This window comes from Gilvimarinus agarilyticus, assembly GCF_000832015.1.
Taxonomy (GTDB): Bacteria; Pseudomonadota; Gammaproteobacteria; order Pseudomonadales; family Cellvibrionaceae; genus Gilvimarinus; species Gilvimarinus agarilyticus.
Window position 1 is genome coordinate 1661433 of the sequence record NZ_JXCJ01000001.1, and the last position, 16406, is coordinate 1677838.

At 52.6% G+C, this 16406-nt stretch carries 11 protein-coding genes; 7 read left to right on the forward strand and 4 right to left on the reverse strand.

What is annotated here, in order from left to right; genetic code table 11:
* The first annotated feature begins 34 nt into the window (after positions 1-34).
* From SD69_RS07210 to SD69_RS07220, 3 genes are all read left to right on the forward strand, one after another.
* A complete protein-coding gene (locus SD69_RS07210) occupies positions 35-2398 on the forward strand; it encodes a beta-galactosidase (RefSeq protein WP_041522670.1) in 2364 nt (787 codons plus the stop codon).
* On the forward strand, positions 2399-4738 hold the full coding sequence (locus SD69_RS07215; protein ID WP_041522671.1) for an alkaline phosphatase D family protein: 2340 nt from the start codon (positions 2399-2401) through the stop codon (positions 4736-4738).
* A 438-nt stretch (positions 4739-5176) separates the two neighbouring features.
* Positions 5177-9178 carry a carbohydrate-binding protein gene (locus tag SD69_RS07220; protein ID WP_084591508.1) on the forward strand — a complete coding sequence of 1334 codons (4002 nt, stop codon included), beginning with the start codon at positions 5177-5179 and terminating at the stop codon, positions 9176-9178.
* A 56-nt stretch (positions 9179-9234) separates the two neighbouring features.
* Here the strand turns inward: SD69_RS07220 and SD69_RS07225 are convergent, their stop codons facing one another.
* Positions 9235-9705 carry an HPP family protein gene (locus SD69_RS07225; RefSeq protein WP_041522673.1) on the reverse strand — a complete coding sequence of 157 codons (471 nt, stop codon included), beginning with the start codon at positions 9703-9705 and terminating at the stop codon, positions 9235-9237.
* A 99-nt stretch (positions 9706-9804) separates the two neighbouring features.
* Between SD69_RS07225 and SD69_RS07230 the strand changes: the two genes are divergently transcribed.
* Positions 9805-10347, forward strand: a complete 543-nt coding sequence (locus SD69_RS07230; RefSeq protein WP_041522674.1) for a TetR/AcrR family transcriptional regulator — start codon at positions 9805-9807, stop codon at positions 10345-10347.
* Between the two features lie 68 nt (positions 10348-10415).
* Here the strand turns inward: SD69_RS07230 and SD69_RS07235 are convergent, their stop codons facing one another.
* The 3 genes from SD69_RS07235 to SD69_RS07245 form a co-directional block, all read right to left on the reverse strand.
* Positions 10416-11021, reverse strand: coding sequence for a GntR family transcriptional regulator (locus tag SD69_RS07235; protein ID WP_041522675.1), 606 nt, complete (start codon positions 11019-11021; stop codon positions 10416-10418).
* 220 nt (positions 11022-11241) lie between these two features.
* Positions 11242-12048, reverse strand: coding sequence for an alpha/beta hydrolase (locus tag SD69_RS07240; protein ID WP_041522676.1), 807 nt, complete (start codon positions 12046-12048; stop codon positions 11242-11244).
* A 9-nt stretch (positions 12049-12057) separates the two neighbouring features.
* Entirely contained in the window at positions 12058-13173 is a 1116-nt protein-coding gene (locus SD69_RS07245; protein WP_041522677.1) for a Zn-dependent alcohol dehydrogenase, read from the reverse strand.
* 145 nt (positions 13174-13318) lie between these two features.
* On the opposite strand from SD69_RS07245, the gene SD69_RS07250 reads away from it, so the two are divergent.
* From SD69_RS07250 to SD69_RS07260, 3 genes are all read left to right on the forward strand, one after another.
* Positions 13319-14179: a helix-turn-helix transcriptional regulator gene (locus tag SD69_RS07250; RefSeq protein WP_041522678.1), complete on the forward strand. Its 861-nt coding sequence runs from the start codon at positions 13319-13321 to the stop codon at positions 14177-14179.
* A gap of 131 nt (positions 14180-14310) precedes the next feature.
* The gene (gene galE / locus SD69_RS07255) at positions 14311-15354 is read left to right on the forward strand and encodes a UDP-glucose 4-epimerase GalE (protein WP_041522679.1); all 1044 of its coding nucleotides are present in this window, start codon (positions 14311-14313) and stop codon (positions 15352-15354) included.
* 20 nt (positions 15355-15374) lie between these two features.
* Positions 15375-16406 (forward strand): UDP-glucose--hexose-1-phosphate uridylyltransferase, encoded by a 1032-nt coding sequence (locus SD69_RS07260; protein WP_041522680.1) that lies wholly within the window; start codon positions 15375-15377, stop codon positions 16404-16406.

Sequence of the window (16406 nt, forward strand, 5' to 3'; positions counted from 1 at the left end):
ATTTACTCAGACTTATTAAAATAAAGTGGTAGCTATGAACGTTTATAAAACTATAACTCCATCCGTTTTATTATTTTCACTGTTTCTTTCAGCGTGTAACACAGAAGAGACTCCGGCGGCTGCAGCCAGTACAGAGGCGGCGGTTGAAAAGAGTCCCGGTGCTGATCAGCCGTTGGCGATGCTGTACAACTTTGATGATGCGCTGGATTCAACCGTTAAATCTGCTTCTGCCAACCTAACCTTGGTGGGTGATGGCTCAGATAAATCCGTTAAAATTGACTTTCTGTCAAAAGAGAATGGTTATTCGGGGATTACCTTCAAACCTGAAAGCCCCTGGGACTGGAGTAAGTTTGATAGTTTTAGCCTGAGTATGGACTTAGCGAATGATGGCGAGCAGTCGACGCAAATCTACCTGAACCTAAAAGATGGTAAAGGCAATGTGGCAACCCGCAGTGTGGTAGTGCCACGAGGTGACTTTAAAACCTATTACGCTAAGTTAGCCGGCCACGATATAGAAGCTGCCGGAGACGACGACGCCACTGAGCTGAACTTCTCATCTGGCTTGCGCTCAAACCCGCCCACCTGGAACAGTGCAGACACCCACTTTATCTGGATGTGGGGGGTTAAGAGTTTGGATGTATCCCAGATTACCGAGATCTCGTTAAGTGTACAGGGCGCGGTGAGCAATAAAACCATCAGTATCGATAACGTTCGATTAACGTCTAACCCTAAAATGGACGAAGAGTTCTTGGTGGGGATCGTCGACGAGTTTGGTCAAAACGCCAAATACGATTACGCCGACAAAATCGATAGCCTGGAAGAACTGCACCAAGTACGCGATAGCGAGTTGGCCGAGTTAGACGGTAAATCCATGGCCGATCGGTCTAGGTTTAGTGGTTGGAAGGACGGCCCAAAGCTTGAGGCCACGGGCTACTTTCGCACCGAAAAGGTCGATGGTAAATGGGCTTTGGTAGACCCGGAGGGTTATCTCTACTTTGCGACCGGCTTGGATATTATTCGGCTGTCCAACTCCACCACTATGACCGGTTATGATTACGATCAGAAAAAAATCAATCAACGCGATGAAAACGATCTGACCCCGGAAGATTCCATCGGCATGCTGAAAGTCAGCGATGCCGCCAAGAAAACCCGTTTTGTGGCCTCCAAAACCCGCGCCGATATGTTCAGCTGGCTGCCCGAAATGGACGGTGAGCTGGCAAACCATTACAGCTACCGCCGTGCGGCTCACTCCGGGCCACTTGAACACGGTGAAACGTTTAGCTTTTATCAGGCTAACCTTGAGCGAAAATACGGTGAAGAGTATCCCAATAGCTTTTTAGATAAATGGGAAGATGTGACGAAAAAGCGCATGCTCAACTGGGGTTTTACCTCTTTAGGAAACTGGACCGATCCGCGCTTTTACAGCAACGAACAGATTCCATTCTTCGCCAACGGTTGGATCATTGGTGATTTTAAAAAGGTCTCCAGTGGCAATGATTTTTGGGGGCCGCTGCCCGATGTGTTCGACCCAAAGTTTGCCGAGCGTGCTAACGTAACCGCTAAGCAAGTGGCCGACGAGGTGAAAAATACTCCCTGGTGTGTGGGTGTCTTTATTGACAATGAAATGAGCTTTGGCCGCCCGGAGTCGGATCAGCTGCGCTACGGCATTGTGATTAACACCCTGGGGCGCGACGCATCGAACGTGCCGACCAAAGCGCAATTTAGTCAGCTGATGAAAGCTAAATATGAAAGTATCGGGGCTTTTAACCAAGCGTGGGATCTACAGCTGACCGACTGGGCCGAGTTTGATAAAGGCTTTGCCCCGGGCGAGATTACCGAGGCCCAGCGTGTGGATTACGCCGCTATGCTGGAGCACTACGCCACGCAGTACTATCGCGTGGTGCACGATGCCGTGCAAGAGCACCTGCCTAATCACCTTTACTTAGGGTCACGTCTGCCCGATTGGGGAATGCCTATCGAGGTGGTACGCGCTGCGGCTAAGTACGCCGATGTGGTTAGCTACAACGTTTACAAAGAAGGCCTGAATAAAAAGAAATGGGCATTTTTGGCCGAGATCGACAAGCCCAGCATTATTGGTGAATTTCACATGGGCGCTATGGATCGCGGCTTGTATCACCCGGGCTTGATTCATGCCGAAGACCAGGATGACCGGGCGCAAATGTACCTGCGTTATATGGATACCGTCGTTGAGAACCCATACTTTGTTGGTGCGCACTGGTTTCAGTACATGGACTCTCCGCTTACGGGCCGTGCCCACGACGGCGAAAACTACAACGTTGGTTTTGTCGACGTGACTGATACCCCGTATCCGGAAATGGTAGAGGCAGCGAAAGAGCTTGGCCGCGATCTTTACGACGAACGCTACGGAGACGAATAAATGCAACGCCGACAATTTATAAAGTTGACCGCATCGGCCGGGCTGGGCGCGAGCATTGCGCCCAGTTTGGCTGCACTCGCCGCCGCTGAACGCCCGCCAGCGGTGGCGATGCCAACCGATTTCTTAACCATCGAAAATAATCATCAAACGTGGCTGGGTCGCGACTTTTGGGCTAACCGCTTGCAGGACTGGCAGGCGAATAACGGCCGCATCGAGTGTGTGCAAAGCGATGAGAGTTACGAGGTTCGCACGGTATCGCTGTTAACCCGCGAGCTAACCGACGCCCCTAAACCGGCCCGTATTCGCGTAACGGTAGGTGCCTTACAGCCGGGTAAAGCGGGCTTTTGTGGTTTATTACTGGGCGTGGGTGCCGGTCAGCTGGATTACCGTGCCAGTGCCTTGGCGCAGCGCTTTTCTGGTACCGGCGGCGGTTTTATGGCCACGCTTAACAGCCAGGGCGAGCTGGGTTTTCAAGATTTCTCTGAGGCCAAAAACACCCTGGCGTTTGAATCGCTCAATCGTTCAGGGGCATCCCCGATTGGTGAGTTAGGGGATCGAGCCGTGGTGCTCGACTGTCATATTGACCCAGTCGCTGACGGTCGATTTGATGTTCGCCTGATTGCCTTAGATGCAAAAAGCGAACGCGAAATAGGTTTTGTCGTGCGTACGGATGTGGCATCCGACGAGCTAACGGGCGGGATTATGCTGGTGTCATCGACACCGGCTAAGCAACCGGGTACGGGCTGGTGGTTTAAAGACATTGCCGCCGCCGGTGATAAGATATTAGCCGAGCCGAGCCGAGCCGAAGGCCCTGTGTTGGGTTGTTTGTATAGCCTCAACCAGCGTGTGATGAAGTTAACCGCGCAGTTTTTTCCGCTTAGTACTGACGCGCACCCAAACGCCCAGCTGCAGCTTAAAACGGCCTCGGGTGAATGGCAGACACGGGCTACAGCGCCGATTGAAGATGGCTTTGTGGCGCGCTTTCGGGCCGATGATTGGGACAGCGCGCAAACGGTGGAATACCGTATTGTCATCCCGGGTGCTGCTCAGTACCCTGCGTTTACCGGGCAATTTAGAGACGATAGCGCGAGCGCCGACGAGTTAAAAGTGGGGCTGTACTCTTGTATTATTCCGACCGCCAAATCACTCGATGAAGGCCATTATAAAAAGCTGATCCCTGAAGAGCGCGAGTTGGGCCGCTATACCCCCGATAATATTTTCTTTCCTCATAACGAGCTGGTTCGCAATAGCGCTACGCACGACCCCGACCTATGCTTGTTTGTCGGCGACCAGTACTACGAGACCTACCCGACGCGCTACGGCCGCGATACGCCCCAAGCTAAGTTGGATACTTTATACCGTTGGTACTTGTGGCTTTGGGCGTTTCGCGATATGGCCCGTAATCGGCCCTCGATTGTGTTGGTGGATGATCACGATGTGCTGCAGGGTAATCTGTGGGGTAATGCCGGTGTATCCGGTGGCCTCAAAGAGGAAGACGGCGGCTTTAAATGGGATTTAGATTTAGTGCGAATGGTGTACCGGGTGCAGTGCAGCCATAACCCTGATGCCTATGATCCTACCCCTATTAACGGTTGTATCCCCGTATATTACGGCTCGTTCGTCTACGGCGGGGTAAATTTTGCGTTTGTCGAAGATCGAAAATTTAAAACGGCGCCCGATTACGAGTCCAACCCTGAAGCCACCAGTGGCGTTCTGCTAGGTTCGCGTCAGGAGCAGTTTTTAGAGAACTGGGCTAACTCGCGCCCGGGTATGCCCAGGGCGATTATTACGGCGTCCATGTGGGGATCACCGCAAACGGACGAAAAAGGCGAGCCATTGCTGGATTATGATGCCAATGGTTATCCACCCGACGGTCGTCAGCGCGCTATTGCGTTGGCAAAAAAAGCACAGGCGGTAGTGCTATCGGGCGATCAGCACTTGGGCATGTTGGCCGAGCAGTGTCTCGACTCGTTTGATGACGGCGTGTTGTTCTTTTCCGGGCCTGCCTCGGCGGCTTTTTGGCAGCGTTGGTTTGAGCCGGCTAAAGCACTCGACAATCAGCGCAACGACGATCCAAACACCGGTAATTTTGTCGATACATTTGGCAATAAAATGCGAGTGCTGGCCGTCGCCAACCCCAAAATTAGCCACGCTGACTTTCAGGACGATAACACCACCTGGGGTAAATTTTTGGCGGATCGGCAATTAAAAAGTGAAGGGTATGGCTTGGTGCGATTCAAGCCCGCCAAAGGCGAAGTCGCTTTCGAGTGTTGGCCCTGGGATGCGGACCCGTCACGTGATGCGCAATTTTCCGGTTGGCCGTATCGATACAAGTATTAACCGTTTAGTGTTTGTGCAAGGGGCTTCGGCCCCTTTTTTTGTGCCCGCCGATTGACGCCTTACTCTTCCATGAGCCCTTAAATTGTGAACTGCTTGGCTTTTTGGTCTAGTTTTTGCGCAGAAACCTTTACATAAATTATCGTTAACAGTAGATTGTTTACAAAAAGAATAAGAGCAGCAAGCTTCTTACGGTCAGTGCGATTTTCAGACACGGGCGATAGAGCGCAGGACGCCTAGGAGCGCGCTTGCGCCAGATGTCCTCTCCCTAGGCTGCCATTTCCGCGCAGTCACTTCGCTTGCAAATACCGCCATCGGACTGGGCAGGTTTGTCGGCACACATACTAGATAATAAAACAATTGGAGGTTATTCCAGTGAGAGTCAAACGTTTTTCCCGATTGACACTGGCCTGCGCAGTTTCGTCTGTGGTGGCTGGTGCAATGGCGTCACACGCATTAGCGCAAACGGTGCAGGTTCAGGCCGAAAACTTTACCGCTTTTGGCGGTAGTTATGCTGACGGTCAGCCGCAAGCCGTGAGTACTTACGCGGTTAATGGCGTGCAGGCCATTAACTATGTTAATCGTGGCGATTATGTCGAGTACGAGGTAAACATCGCTGAAGCCGGTGTGTACACCGTGCAATATTTAATTGGTACCGCGGTGCCCAGCGGCGCCGAGGTGGAGTTGTCGGTTAAAACTGGCAACACCTGGCAAAGTCAGGGTACAACCACGGTACCTGCCGGTGGCTGGGATAACTTTCAGCCTTTAGACGGTGCGCACGAAATCACTTTGCCCGCAGGCAATATCAGCATTCGTTTAACCGGTAGCGGCGCCAACGACTGGCAGTGGAACCTCGATGAGTTCGCGCTGACCTTAACCCAATCTGAAGTTGAGCCTGAAACTCCCTCGGACATCAGCCAGGAGGCGGAAGACTATCACGCGGTAAGCGGCACCTTCGCCGACGGCCAGGCCGCACCGGTTAGCACCTATTCGGTTAATGGCAGCACTGCGCTAAATTACGTTAACCGTGGCGATGCGATCGAGTATCAAATTTCAGTTGTTCGCGCCGGTATTTATGATTTGACCTACTTTATTGGTACGGCGATTACCTCGGGTGCGCAAGTTGAGTTTCAGGTTAAACAAAACGGCAACTGGGTGTCACAGGGCGCTAAAAGTGTTACCGCCAGCGGCTGGGATAACTTTCAGGCGCAGATCGCCGGGCATACCGTTCAGCTCCCGGCCGGTGTGGTAGAGGTGCGCTTGTTGGCCTCCGGCAGCAATGATTGGCAGTGGAACATCGATAAGTTCGACTTGGCGTTTGTCAGTGACAGTGATGCCAGTTCTAGCAGCGTGAGTAGCTCTAGCAGTGTCAGCAGTTCTAGTTCGTCGATCAGTAGCTCCAGCAGCTCGGTCAGCAGTTCTAGCACGTCAAGCAGCTCTGTGAGCAGCAGCTCTAGCTCATCGGTTAGCTCTGGTAGTTCTAGTTCGCAAGTGCCTGGCGGCGTTGTTACCGTATCGGGTGACTTCTCGCTTGAGGCTGAAAATTTTAATGCTGTCGGTGGTGAGGTAGAAATTTACAGCGTTGATGGCGGCCATGCCGTTAACTACTTTAATGCCGGTGATTATTTAGAGTTTGACATCGATAACGCCCAGGGCGGTTTGTATGAAGCGGTGTATCGCGTAGGCACGGGTAACGCTAGCGGCTCGGCGGTAGGTTTGATGCTGACTGATCACCAGGGTGATCTGGTCCTTAAGAATAAAACCGATGTGGTAAGCCAGGGCGGTTGGGATGTCTTCTATGATGTTACCTCAAGCACGCGTTTCAATGTTTACCCTGGCATCAGCAAGGTACGTATTACCGGTGCCGGTACTGAAGACTTCCAGTTTAATATCGACAATATTGTTTTCAAATATTTAGGTCCTGTCGATGACAACTTGGATGGCGACGGCGACGGTGTTGCCGACGTTAACGATATTTGTTCGAGCACCCCAAGCGGGGAAACCGCAAACGGTGAAGGCTGCTCGCCCTCGCAGTTGGATACCGATATTGATGGCATTAACGATGCCAACGATCAGTGCCCCAACACGGCTTTAGGTGCGTTTGTAAACGCCGAAGGTTGCGAGAGCAGCGGCGGCGATGACGATGATTTCGATGGCGTTTTTAATGACAACGACCAGTGCCCCAACACCTTCGGTATTAACGTTGGGTCAGATGGCTGTAGTGCCTCCGGTCGCGACAACGATGGTGATGGTGTAGTCAATGCGGAGGATGTATGTCCAGCGACAGCCAGCGGCGAAATGGCTGACGCCGAGGGTTGCGGCTCGTCTCAGGTGAGTAATGTCGCAAGCGTTGATGTGTTTGTGAATGCCAACATTGAGCATGTAGTTAACGGCGTGTCCGATTTTGGCCGCGACCGTCATATGACTATGCACTCGGCCATTTACGAGAAAGACTGGGATGGTCACAGCGATAAACTTAACTATGTATTAAATACCCTTGATGTGTACATGGGTCGTGATAATGGCTCATCTACCTGGAAGTTTCAGGAGACCCCGGAAGATCCCAACCGTGCCAACAAAGCCGACTTAGACTGGATGACCGATCGCGGTGCACAATTGCGAGCCGATTACGACAGTGTTGAGCTGTATAAACGCTTTTCGGAAGACAAAACCCAGTTGATTGCCGGTACCAACCCGCATCCGTTGTATCCGACCTTAAGCTGGAATGATAACGGCATGACCTGGACAGGCTGGCAGCCTAAAGACACTGCAACCTCGGCCGAGTGGGTGGGTAAATACCTCGAGAGTTATTTTGCCCTCAGCAGCAATGGCAATGTGGGCGAGCCACTGCCGACGTACTGGGAGGTTATCAACGAGCCGGACATGAAAATGAAAACCGGCCAGTTTATGGTGACCAACCAAGAGCAAATTTGGGAGTATCACAATCAAGTAGCGCAAGAAATTCGTTCGCGCCTGGGCAGTGAGGCGCCGTTAATCGGTGGTATGACCTGGGGACAGCACGACTTCTATCGTCGCGATGGCATTTCACGCTATCAGGATGATTCTTACGACCAGTGGATTGTCAATGAAGATCCGGCCGCCGAGGCCGAAGCCGAAGCGTTCTTCCAAAGCCGTATGTCAACGACTGTGGATGATACTCGTGAGCTGGATTGGTATCAGTGGGATGTGATGTGGAAAGGCTTTATGGATGCCGCGGGCGATAATATGGATTTTTATTCGGTGCATATATACGACTGGCCTTCGGTTACTTACGGCGGTAACGCCACCTTGCGTCGTGGTGGTCATGTGCAAGGCATGCTGGATATGATGGAATGGTACGACGTGCATGAAAACGGTGTATCTAACCGTAAACCGATAGTCTTGTCTGAATACGGTGCGGTACAAGGTGCGTGGGAGAGACAAGCGCACGAAGAACGTTTTGATGTCGCCAACCTGAAAGCTTTTAACGGTATGTTGATGCAGTTTTTGGAGCGTCCGGACTATGTGATTAAGTCCATGCCGTTTACCCCCGCCAGACCTTTATGGGGTTATTTAGGTTCGCAAGACGGGTATACCACCATTGGTGTTTGTGCCTTTAAAGAGGTGCCCGACTGTAATACGCGTTACCACTACTCAATGATGATTGAGGAGAACCTGAACCAGGGTGATTGGCGGTGGTCTTCGTACATCCACTTTTATGAGTTGTGGCAGGGCGTTAATGGCACCCGTGTCGATACTGCCTCAACCGATCCGGATGTGCAGGTTGACTCTTATGTAGATGGCGACAACGTCTACGTGATTATTAACAACTTAGAGAACGAGACAACCACGATCAATCTTGACATGAATGGTTTGTCTGCGGCGGTAAGCGACGTGGAAATGCGTCAGATGTACTTCGAAAATCAGGATCAGCACACCGAATTGGATCGTCGCCATATGGCGCGCTCGCCTGACAGTTTAACGCTGAACCCCGATGCCACCGTTGTGCTTAAGTACAGCTTGGCCGGCGAGCAACAAGTCGCCGAGCAAGTAGTCGAGAAGAAGTACTTTGGCAACAGTGTTAGCGGCGGCAGCGTACCACACCGCGTATCCATCGCCGGTGGCGCAGTACCTGTCTCCATCGATAATGTACAAGTGCCAAGCGGTCCGGCCGAGGCTATGCTGCGCTTAACCGTTGCTATGTACATGAGTGAAGACGATGTGCCAAATGGCAACCTGACCATTAATACCCTGACCATCAACGGGGTAGAAGTGGATACGCCAATTGACTGGCGCGGCCCGGCTGATTACCAAGCTGATCGTTACTTCGCCACACTGGAGATTCCGGTGCCGGTCGAGGTACTGCAAAGCAATAATGATATTCAGGTGGACTTCCGCCACAACGGTGAGTTGACGGTTGCCAACCTGGTTGTTTGGGACTTTACCACCAGTCCGGGTCGATAAGCGTTAATTGACCTGACCTTTAGCGCGGAGCCTTGCTCCGCGCTTTTTTTTGCCCGCTACTTTCCCTCTGCCTCTTTTGTGCCGTTTGCGACTGCTTTTAGCCAAAGCATAAGGCGACCACAAAGCACCATGAGCATCGATCCCAGCAGTACCGGGAACAGTAAAAAGCCCCAGCTTTCACCACTCAACATTGCGAGTATCGGGTTGGCCCCGGCGGGTGGATGAGTGGTGCGAGTCAGCAGCATAGCGCTGACCGCAAGGCCAGTGGCCAGTGCCAGCGATAAGGGCGTTACACCCAACAGGGTGTTAACTCCCAGGCCAATGGTCGCGGTTAATAGATGGCCGCCTACAACGTTTTTGGCCTGAGCCAGTGGGCTATCAGGCAGGCCAAAAATCAGCACGGCACTGGCGCCAAAGGGTGCCATCAGCACAGCGGCGGGCAGTGAGCGCTCGATTGCGGCCAATATGGCTATAGCTAAAGCGGCGCCCAGGCCGGCATACACTGCAACAAAATAGCGATGATTCATGAGTTCTCCCTCTTCAGGTAGACAGGGTTGTCTACTCTGTGAGGTGATGGTAGACAGGTCGGTCTACTTTTGTCAAACTCTAGGCATTAAGGAGGCGTAATGACAGATAAGCGGCAGTTGTTGATCGATACGGCGTTGGAGTTGTTTTATCGGCGCGGTGTTAATTCGGTTGGGATTAACGAAGTGCTAAGCGCTTCGGGTGTGGCGAAAAAAACGCTGTACCATCACTTTTCGAGTAAAAATGCCTTGTTGTTGGCTGTTTTGGAGCAGCGTCATCGGGTATTTATTGGGTGGTTGGCCCAGCAGTTAGAGGGTGCGGGCTCGAATGATGAGGTGATTGAGCGGCTGTTTAATGGTTTGTCAGCGTGGTTTGAGGGGCGGGTGCCGCAACTTGGTGATTACCGTGGCTGCTTTTTTGTGAATACTTGTGCCGAGCTCAGTGACACCGACAGTGAGGTGTCCCGTTACTGCCAATATCATAAGTGGCAGGTGCGACAATTAATTGCAGGAGCGCTGACAGGGGAGAGCGATACACTGCTTGATGCTGTTTGCCTATTAAAAGAGGGGGCGATAAGTACAGCTTATGTGGCGCAAGAAAAGTGTATAGCTGAAAGGTGTGTGCAGGTATTACGCGGGTTTTAATCGGGTTTGGCGCTGACGCCCTCAACGCAGAGGGCGCTTGAACCGTTAAAAGGTAGGCCTATAAGCCGTTACTTAATGTTACCTAACAGGCATTTCTTTGCTTTGGCCAGGCTCTTGTCTTTTAAGGCGTCTACGATTGCCTTGTGCTCTTCTACGCAATCTTTGGGCGAGGATAAGCGCTTATAGTTCATACGCATGCGCAACACAATGGGGTACCAAAGGTTTACCAGCTCCTGGCCGCCACCTTTATAAACCAGCAGGCGATGAAAATCGATATCGGCCTTGGTAACTTCGGTAAAGTCTTCTTTGACAAAAGCTTCTTGAATTCGCTCAAGAATTTCATCAAAGTGGCCAAAGTCTTCTTCCGTTAATGTGTTTTTGATGTTCGACAATGCGTGTAGCTCGATCTTGCGGCGAATGTCGATCATCAGCTCTTGCATGCCGGTATTCAGGGCGCTGTTAACCGAGACACCGCAGTTGCTTTTGGATACCAGCAATCCCTCTTTGGTGAGCTGCAGCAACACTTCGCGAATAGGACCGCGCGATACGCCAAACCGCTCTGATAGGGATTGCTCGCTCAATCGCTCGTTGGGCTCTAAGGTGCCCGAGATAATGTCAGACCGAATCTGATCGGCGATCTGATCTTTAACGGAGATAATTTTATTGCCGAACATAATGGTTGTCGTCTCTAATACTAAGTTATGCGCTTTAAGAGTAGAGCGTTCACTGTAAATTGTCAATTGTTTACAGGTTTGCGGTATGACCAATTACCTCTAACTGGCCTGCTATTGTCCGTTAAAGTGCAATTGGTAGCAAGAGGTGACGTTAGCGGCAGGTTTTTTGGGGGCGTGGGGTATTTGCCGCAGGTACCTAATCCCAGCCCCTGACGGGTGGCTAAGCTCGGCGGTGAATCCTGTCAAAAAAGCGTAAGGTTTTGGCTACCTGAATGTTCCAGTAGCTCCATTCGTGGCCGCCGCTTGGAGCCTCAAAGTCATGGTCGATTCCGGCGTTCGACAGATGCGTGGTTAACGCTTGATTACTGTTAAACAGCACATCGTCGGTGCCACAGTCGAGCCGGATTGGCGGAAGCTGATGCCGGTTTTGGCTAAACCAGTGCAGAAGGTCGGCCTCGTTGGCATCGTTACACCGATAAATTGACAGGTCTTCTTTCACAAAGTGTTTGAAGTCATCCATACAGGTAATGGACGAGTGCGCCGAGATACCGCTCACCCGGGCGGCGTGCTTTGCTCCGAGGCGTAAAGCGCCATAGCCCCCCATGGATAAGCCGGATAAATACACTTTTGAGCGCTCGCTGACGCAGGCTAGCGACTGGGTCACGGCACTCAGCGCGTCTTCCATAATCCAGGCATCAAAGTCCTGGCCGTTGCTTAGGGGCAGGTAGCCGCTGCCGGCGTAGTAGCTGCCGTCCTCGGGCATCACCAGCAGCATCTCGCCAATCTCGCCGTTGCGGCGCAGCTCATCGTATACCTCGTGCACCCGCCCGAGGTTCATCCACACCCAGTGGTTGCCGTATACCCCGTGCAACAGCATTACGATCGGCAGCTCTTGTTGCTTGCTCGCGGCGTTGTAGCAACTGATATTCCCGCGTCCTTTGAGTGCCGACGAATGCACCGTCAGGTACTTCAGCCCAGCGGGCAAGTCGCTGGCATCGGCCGAACTCTCGATTTGCTGAATACTCATAAAAGCTCCTTAACGTTCCGGGTCAATCACAATCACGCCTTTGGCCAAGCGGCCGGCCAGCATATCCTCAAAGCCTTCGGCCACGGTCTCTAGGGTATAGGTTTTGGTGATCAGCTCATCCAGTTTGATTTTACCCGCGCCGTATAAGTCGTAAAGCCTGGGGAAGTCGCGGCTGGGGTTGCACTGGCCGTATAGCGGGTTGATGTAGATCTTGTCCCACTCAAACAGCTCGCAATCAAAATCGATACGCTGCTCGATTCCGCTGGCCTGTACCGCGGTGCCGGCGCTGCGAATCAGCTTAAGCGGGGCCGAACCCAAGGCGGGTACTGCGGTACATTCAAAGGCGTAATCGGCGCCGCGGCCGTTGTTAATGGCTTTTACGTCGCGAGCCACCTGATCAAAGTCTTTGTCGTCTTTGCTGGCCAGTACGGTGTGGGTGGCGCCAAAGGCTTTGGCTTGCTCTAAGCGCTCGTTGCTAATGTCGATGGCGATGACTTTCGCCGCCCCCGACAGTGCGGCGCCCTGAATCACGTTGAGGCCCACGCCGCCGCAGCCAATGACACAGGCGGTAGAGCCCGCTTGCACCTTAGCGGCATTAACGGCCGAGCCCCAGCCCGTCATGACGCCGCAGGCGAGAATGGCGCCCACGCCAAAAGGTACGTGATCGTCCAACTTGGTTACCGCCTCCTGGCGCACCACTGTGTACTCGGCCATGGTACCCAAATGAAACGAGCGCTCTACCGGTTTGCCATCGAGCTGGCTGGCGGCTTTGTGGGCGTGGCCACATAATGTATCTGAGCACACCGGGGAGTGGTTTTCACAAATATGAGTGTTGCCCTCTAAGCACTGAAAACAATAGCCGCAGGGGATGGCCCAATTGAGCAGTACCCGGTCGCCGGGGTTCAGGTGGCTCACGTCGTGGCCTACGGCGTCGACTACCCCCGCGCCCTCGTGGCCCATCACAAAGGTCTTGTCCCAGTTTTGTACAGAGTCCCAATCGGTGTGACAAATACCAGCGGCTTTTAGCTTGATGCGTACCTCTCGCGGGCCGGGCTCACCCACAGTAATGGTGCGCAGCTCAAACTGACCGCGGCCATCGGAAACAAGGGCTTTTGATTGTGGCATGGCTATCCCCAAATTATCAGAAATTTGAGGTATTTGACCATTAGAATAAGGGGTTTACTATAAGATCTGGCCCTAAAGTATCAAATCTATGATGTGCTGGGTGAGCGCGTTAGTACTGCAAAAGTGCCGCGGGAGCGACTAATAAATGAAAAAAAGTAATATCTACTGCGAGCCGTTTTGTATTCGTCAGGGGCAGAACTTTGAAGTGCACCATGTGGTGTACAGCCACGATGACCCTTATTCCTGCTTTATGCACTTTCACGAAGTGCATGAGCTGATTGTGTTTGAAAAGATCGAGGGCAACTTTTTCTACAATCAGGGGCAATCGCATTTGCACGACTTCGACCTGGTGTTTACCCCGGCGCTGGAAACCCACGATTTTGAACTTACTGAGCGGCCTAAGAGTTGGTATATCGTACAGTTTTTACCCTCGGTGCTTGAAGATAGCCACCTCGCTGGCGCCGCGGATTTTTTTCGCTACGGCATGCACCTCAGGCCCTCAGCCGAGGCGCGAGCACAGATTGCGCAAGTCACCGCCTGGCTGCTTGAAGCCTACCAGCGGGATCCCTTTAGTGAGAAGTCGCAATTGCTGCTGGGTTTGTTGCTAAGCTGCGTGGTAGAGGGGGCCGTTCCCGTGCAAGCACCTCACACCCAGCCGCTGCAGCGTGCGGCGGGCTTCGAGCGGTTAACCCCGGTGATTAATTTATTCCGTCACAAGCGCTATGTGGAGTTGTCCCTGAACGAGGCGGCCGAGCTGTGCCATTTATCGCCCTCGTACTTCTCGCGCCTGTTTAAAAGCGTGTTTCGCTACAGCTACAGTGAATACAGTATTCGCCACAGGCTGTACAGCGCCGCCCGGCTGCTGGCGCAAAGCGAGCACAGCATTACCGATATAGCTTACGAGCTGGGTTTTTCCAGTCCGTCGCACTTTATCTCGCTGTTTAAAAAGCAGTTTGGCGTTACCCCTAAAAAGTATCATGATCAGGTGGTGGTGAAAGGGGCGTAAGCGTATGAGGCGGGCGCTTAATCAAGGTTAGCCCGGCGATGCTATCGGGTAAAAATTACACCGCTATATTCACTTGAAATGTAGTGGTGTAGCGGTTATATTGTATACAATTTACAATAAAGGGGTGAGTTATGTCAGATGATAGCGCTAATAGCTCGGTTTTAGTGACCGGTGGTGCCGGTTATATTGGCAGCCATGTCTGTGTCGAGCTGATTCACGCGGGATTTACCCCGATTGTGGTCGATAACCTATGCAACAGCAACCGTGAAGTGATGGAGCGCATCGAGACGATTAGCGGTGTACGCCCCGCGCTGTATGTGGAGGATGTCCGCGATCGCGCCGCACTGGATAAAATTTTTGCCTCTCACAATATTGACGCGGTCATGCACTTTGCCGGCCTGAAAGCGGTGGGTGAGTCGAACACTATTCCGCTGTCTTATTACCAAAATAATGTCAGTGGTTCACTAACATTGTTTGAGGCGATGGCGGCGCATGATGTGTGGAAGGTAATCTTTAGCTCTTCGGCCACAGTGTACGGCGATCCGGCCAGTGTGCCCATCGACGAGAGCTTTCCCATTGGCGCCACCAACCCTTACGGTCGCACCAAGCTGATGGTCGAAGAAATTCTGCAGGATATGTCGCGTGCCCCTGAGGCCAAGTGGAATACCAGTCTTCTGCGTTACTTCAACCCCGTAGGTGCACACGAGTCAGGTTTAATTGGCGAAGATCCGCTGGGCATTCCCAATAACCTAGTGCCCTATATTGCTCAGGTGGGTGTCGGCAAATTGTCTGCGTTGCAAGTGTTTGGTGATGATTACGACACACCCGATGGTACGGGTGTGCGCGATTACATTCATGTAGTGGATTTGGCCCGTGGCCATGTGGCGGCGCTGCAAAAACAACAGCAGCAAGACGCTGGTTGCCGTGTTTACAACTTGGGTACCGGCAATGGTTATTCGGTACTGGAGGTGGTTAACGCGTTTGCTAAGGCCTGCGGTAAAGAAATTCCCTACAAAATGGCGCCGCGTCGCGCCGGCGACATTGCCCGCTGCTACGCCAAAACCGAGCTCGCCGAGCGCGAGCTGGGCTGGAAAGCGCAATATGATATCGAGCGCATGATGGTCGATACCTGGCGCTGGCAAAGCAATAACCCCAACGGCTACCGTCAAAGCTAGTCTTGTATACGAGAGATCTCATGAGCGTATTAAACGATAAAAGTCATCGCCGCTTTAACCCGCTGTTGGGCGAGTGGATTTTAGTTTCTCCGCATCGGGGCAAGCGCCCCTGGCAGGGGCAGCAAGAGGCTCCCCAGCCAAGCGGTGCTGTCAGCTACGATGAAAAATGCTACCTGTGCCCAGGCAATACCCGTATTACCGGGGATGTAAACCCAGACTATAAAGGCACGTTTGTTTTTCAAAACGATTTTCCGGCGCTGCAAGCGGATAACGACGACGAAAGCTCAGATGATGAGCTGTTCCGCTATCAGGCCGCCAAAGGTGAGGCGAGGGTAATTTGTTTTTCGCCCGATCACAGCAAAAGCCTGCCGCAGTTGAGCGAAGCGGAGATCGGTGGAGTGATCGATACCTGGCGTGCGCAAATGACTGAGCTGGGCGAGCGTTACCAATGGGTTCAGGTGTTTGAAAACAAAGGCGCGGTGATGGGCTGTTCTAATCCCCATCCACACGGTCAGATCTGGGCGCAGGATACGCTGCCCACTGAGGCGGAAAAGATTGACCGAAATTTAAAAAGCTACTATCAGCGCCACGGCCGTAACTTATTGCTGGACTATGTAGAAAAAGAAATTGCCAAAAGCGAGCGCGTGGTTGAGGTAAACGAGCACTGGGCAGTGCTGGTACCGTTTTGGGCGTGCTGGCCGTTTGAGGTGATTTTGCTGCCGCGCTTTGCGGCGAAGACCTTTGCCGATGTAAGCCCGGAGCAGCAACAAGCACTTGCCAGTATTTTAAAGCTGGCGCTGACGCGCTATGACAATCTGTTTCAGTGCAGTTTTCCGTACTCTATGGGCTGGCGAGCTCAGCCGTTTAATGGCCATGCGAACGATCACTGGCAGTTGCACGCTAGCTTCTTCCCGCCCCTATTGCGCAGCGCCAGTGTAAAGAAATTTATGGTGGGTTACGAAATGCTGGCCGAAGCCCAGCGTGATATCACCCCCGAGCAGGCCGCCGAACGCTTACGCGCCTGCAGTACGACGCATTATTTAGAGAGCTAA

Coding starts and splice junctions, on each gene's coding strand:
- SD69_RS07210 (WP_041522670.1), top strand. CDS start 35: ATGAACGTTTATAAAACTATAACTCCATCCGTTTTATTATTTTCACTG.
- SD69_RS07215 (WP_041522671.1), top strand. CDS start 2,399: ATGCAACGCCGACAATTTATAAAGTTGACCGCATCGGCCGGGCTGGGC.
- SD69_RS07220 (WP_084591508.1), top strand. CDS start 5,177: ATGGCGTCACACGCATTAGCGCAAACGGTGCAGGTTCAGGCCGAAAAC.
- SD69_RS07225 (WP_041522673.1), bottom strand. CDS start 9,705: ATGAATCATCGCTATTTTGTTGCAGTGTATGCCGGCCTGGGCGCCGCT.
- SD69_RS07230 (WP_041522674.1), top strand. CDS start 9,805: ATGACAGATAAGCGGCAGTTGTTGATCGATACGGCGTTGGAGTTGTTT.
- SD69_RS07235 (WP_041522675.1), bottom strand. CDS start 11,021: ATGTTCGGCAATAAAATTATCTCCGTTAAAGATCAGATCGCCGATCAG.
- SD69_RS07240 (WP_041522676.1), bottom strand. CDS start 12,048: ATGAGTATTCAGCAAATCGAGAGTTCGGCCGATGCCAGCGACTTGCCC.
- SD69_RS07245 (WP_041522677.1), bottom strand. CDS start 13,173: ATGCCACAATCAAAAGCCCTTGTTTCCGATGGCCGCGGTCAGTTTGAG.
- SD69_RS07250 (WP_041522678.1), top strand. CDS start 13,319: ATGAAAAAAAGTAATATCTACTGCGAGCCGTTTTGTATTCGTCAGGGG.
- galE (WP_041522679.1), top strand. CDS start 14,311: ATGTCAGATGATAGCGCTAATAGCTCGGTTTTAGTGACCGGTGGTGCC.
- SD69_RS07260 (WP_041522680.1), top strand. CDS start 15,375: ATGAGCGTATTAAACGATAAAAGTCATCGCCGCTTTAACCCGCTGTTG.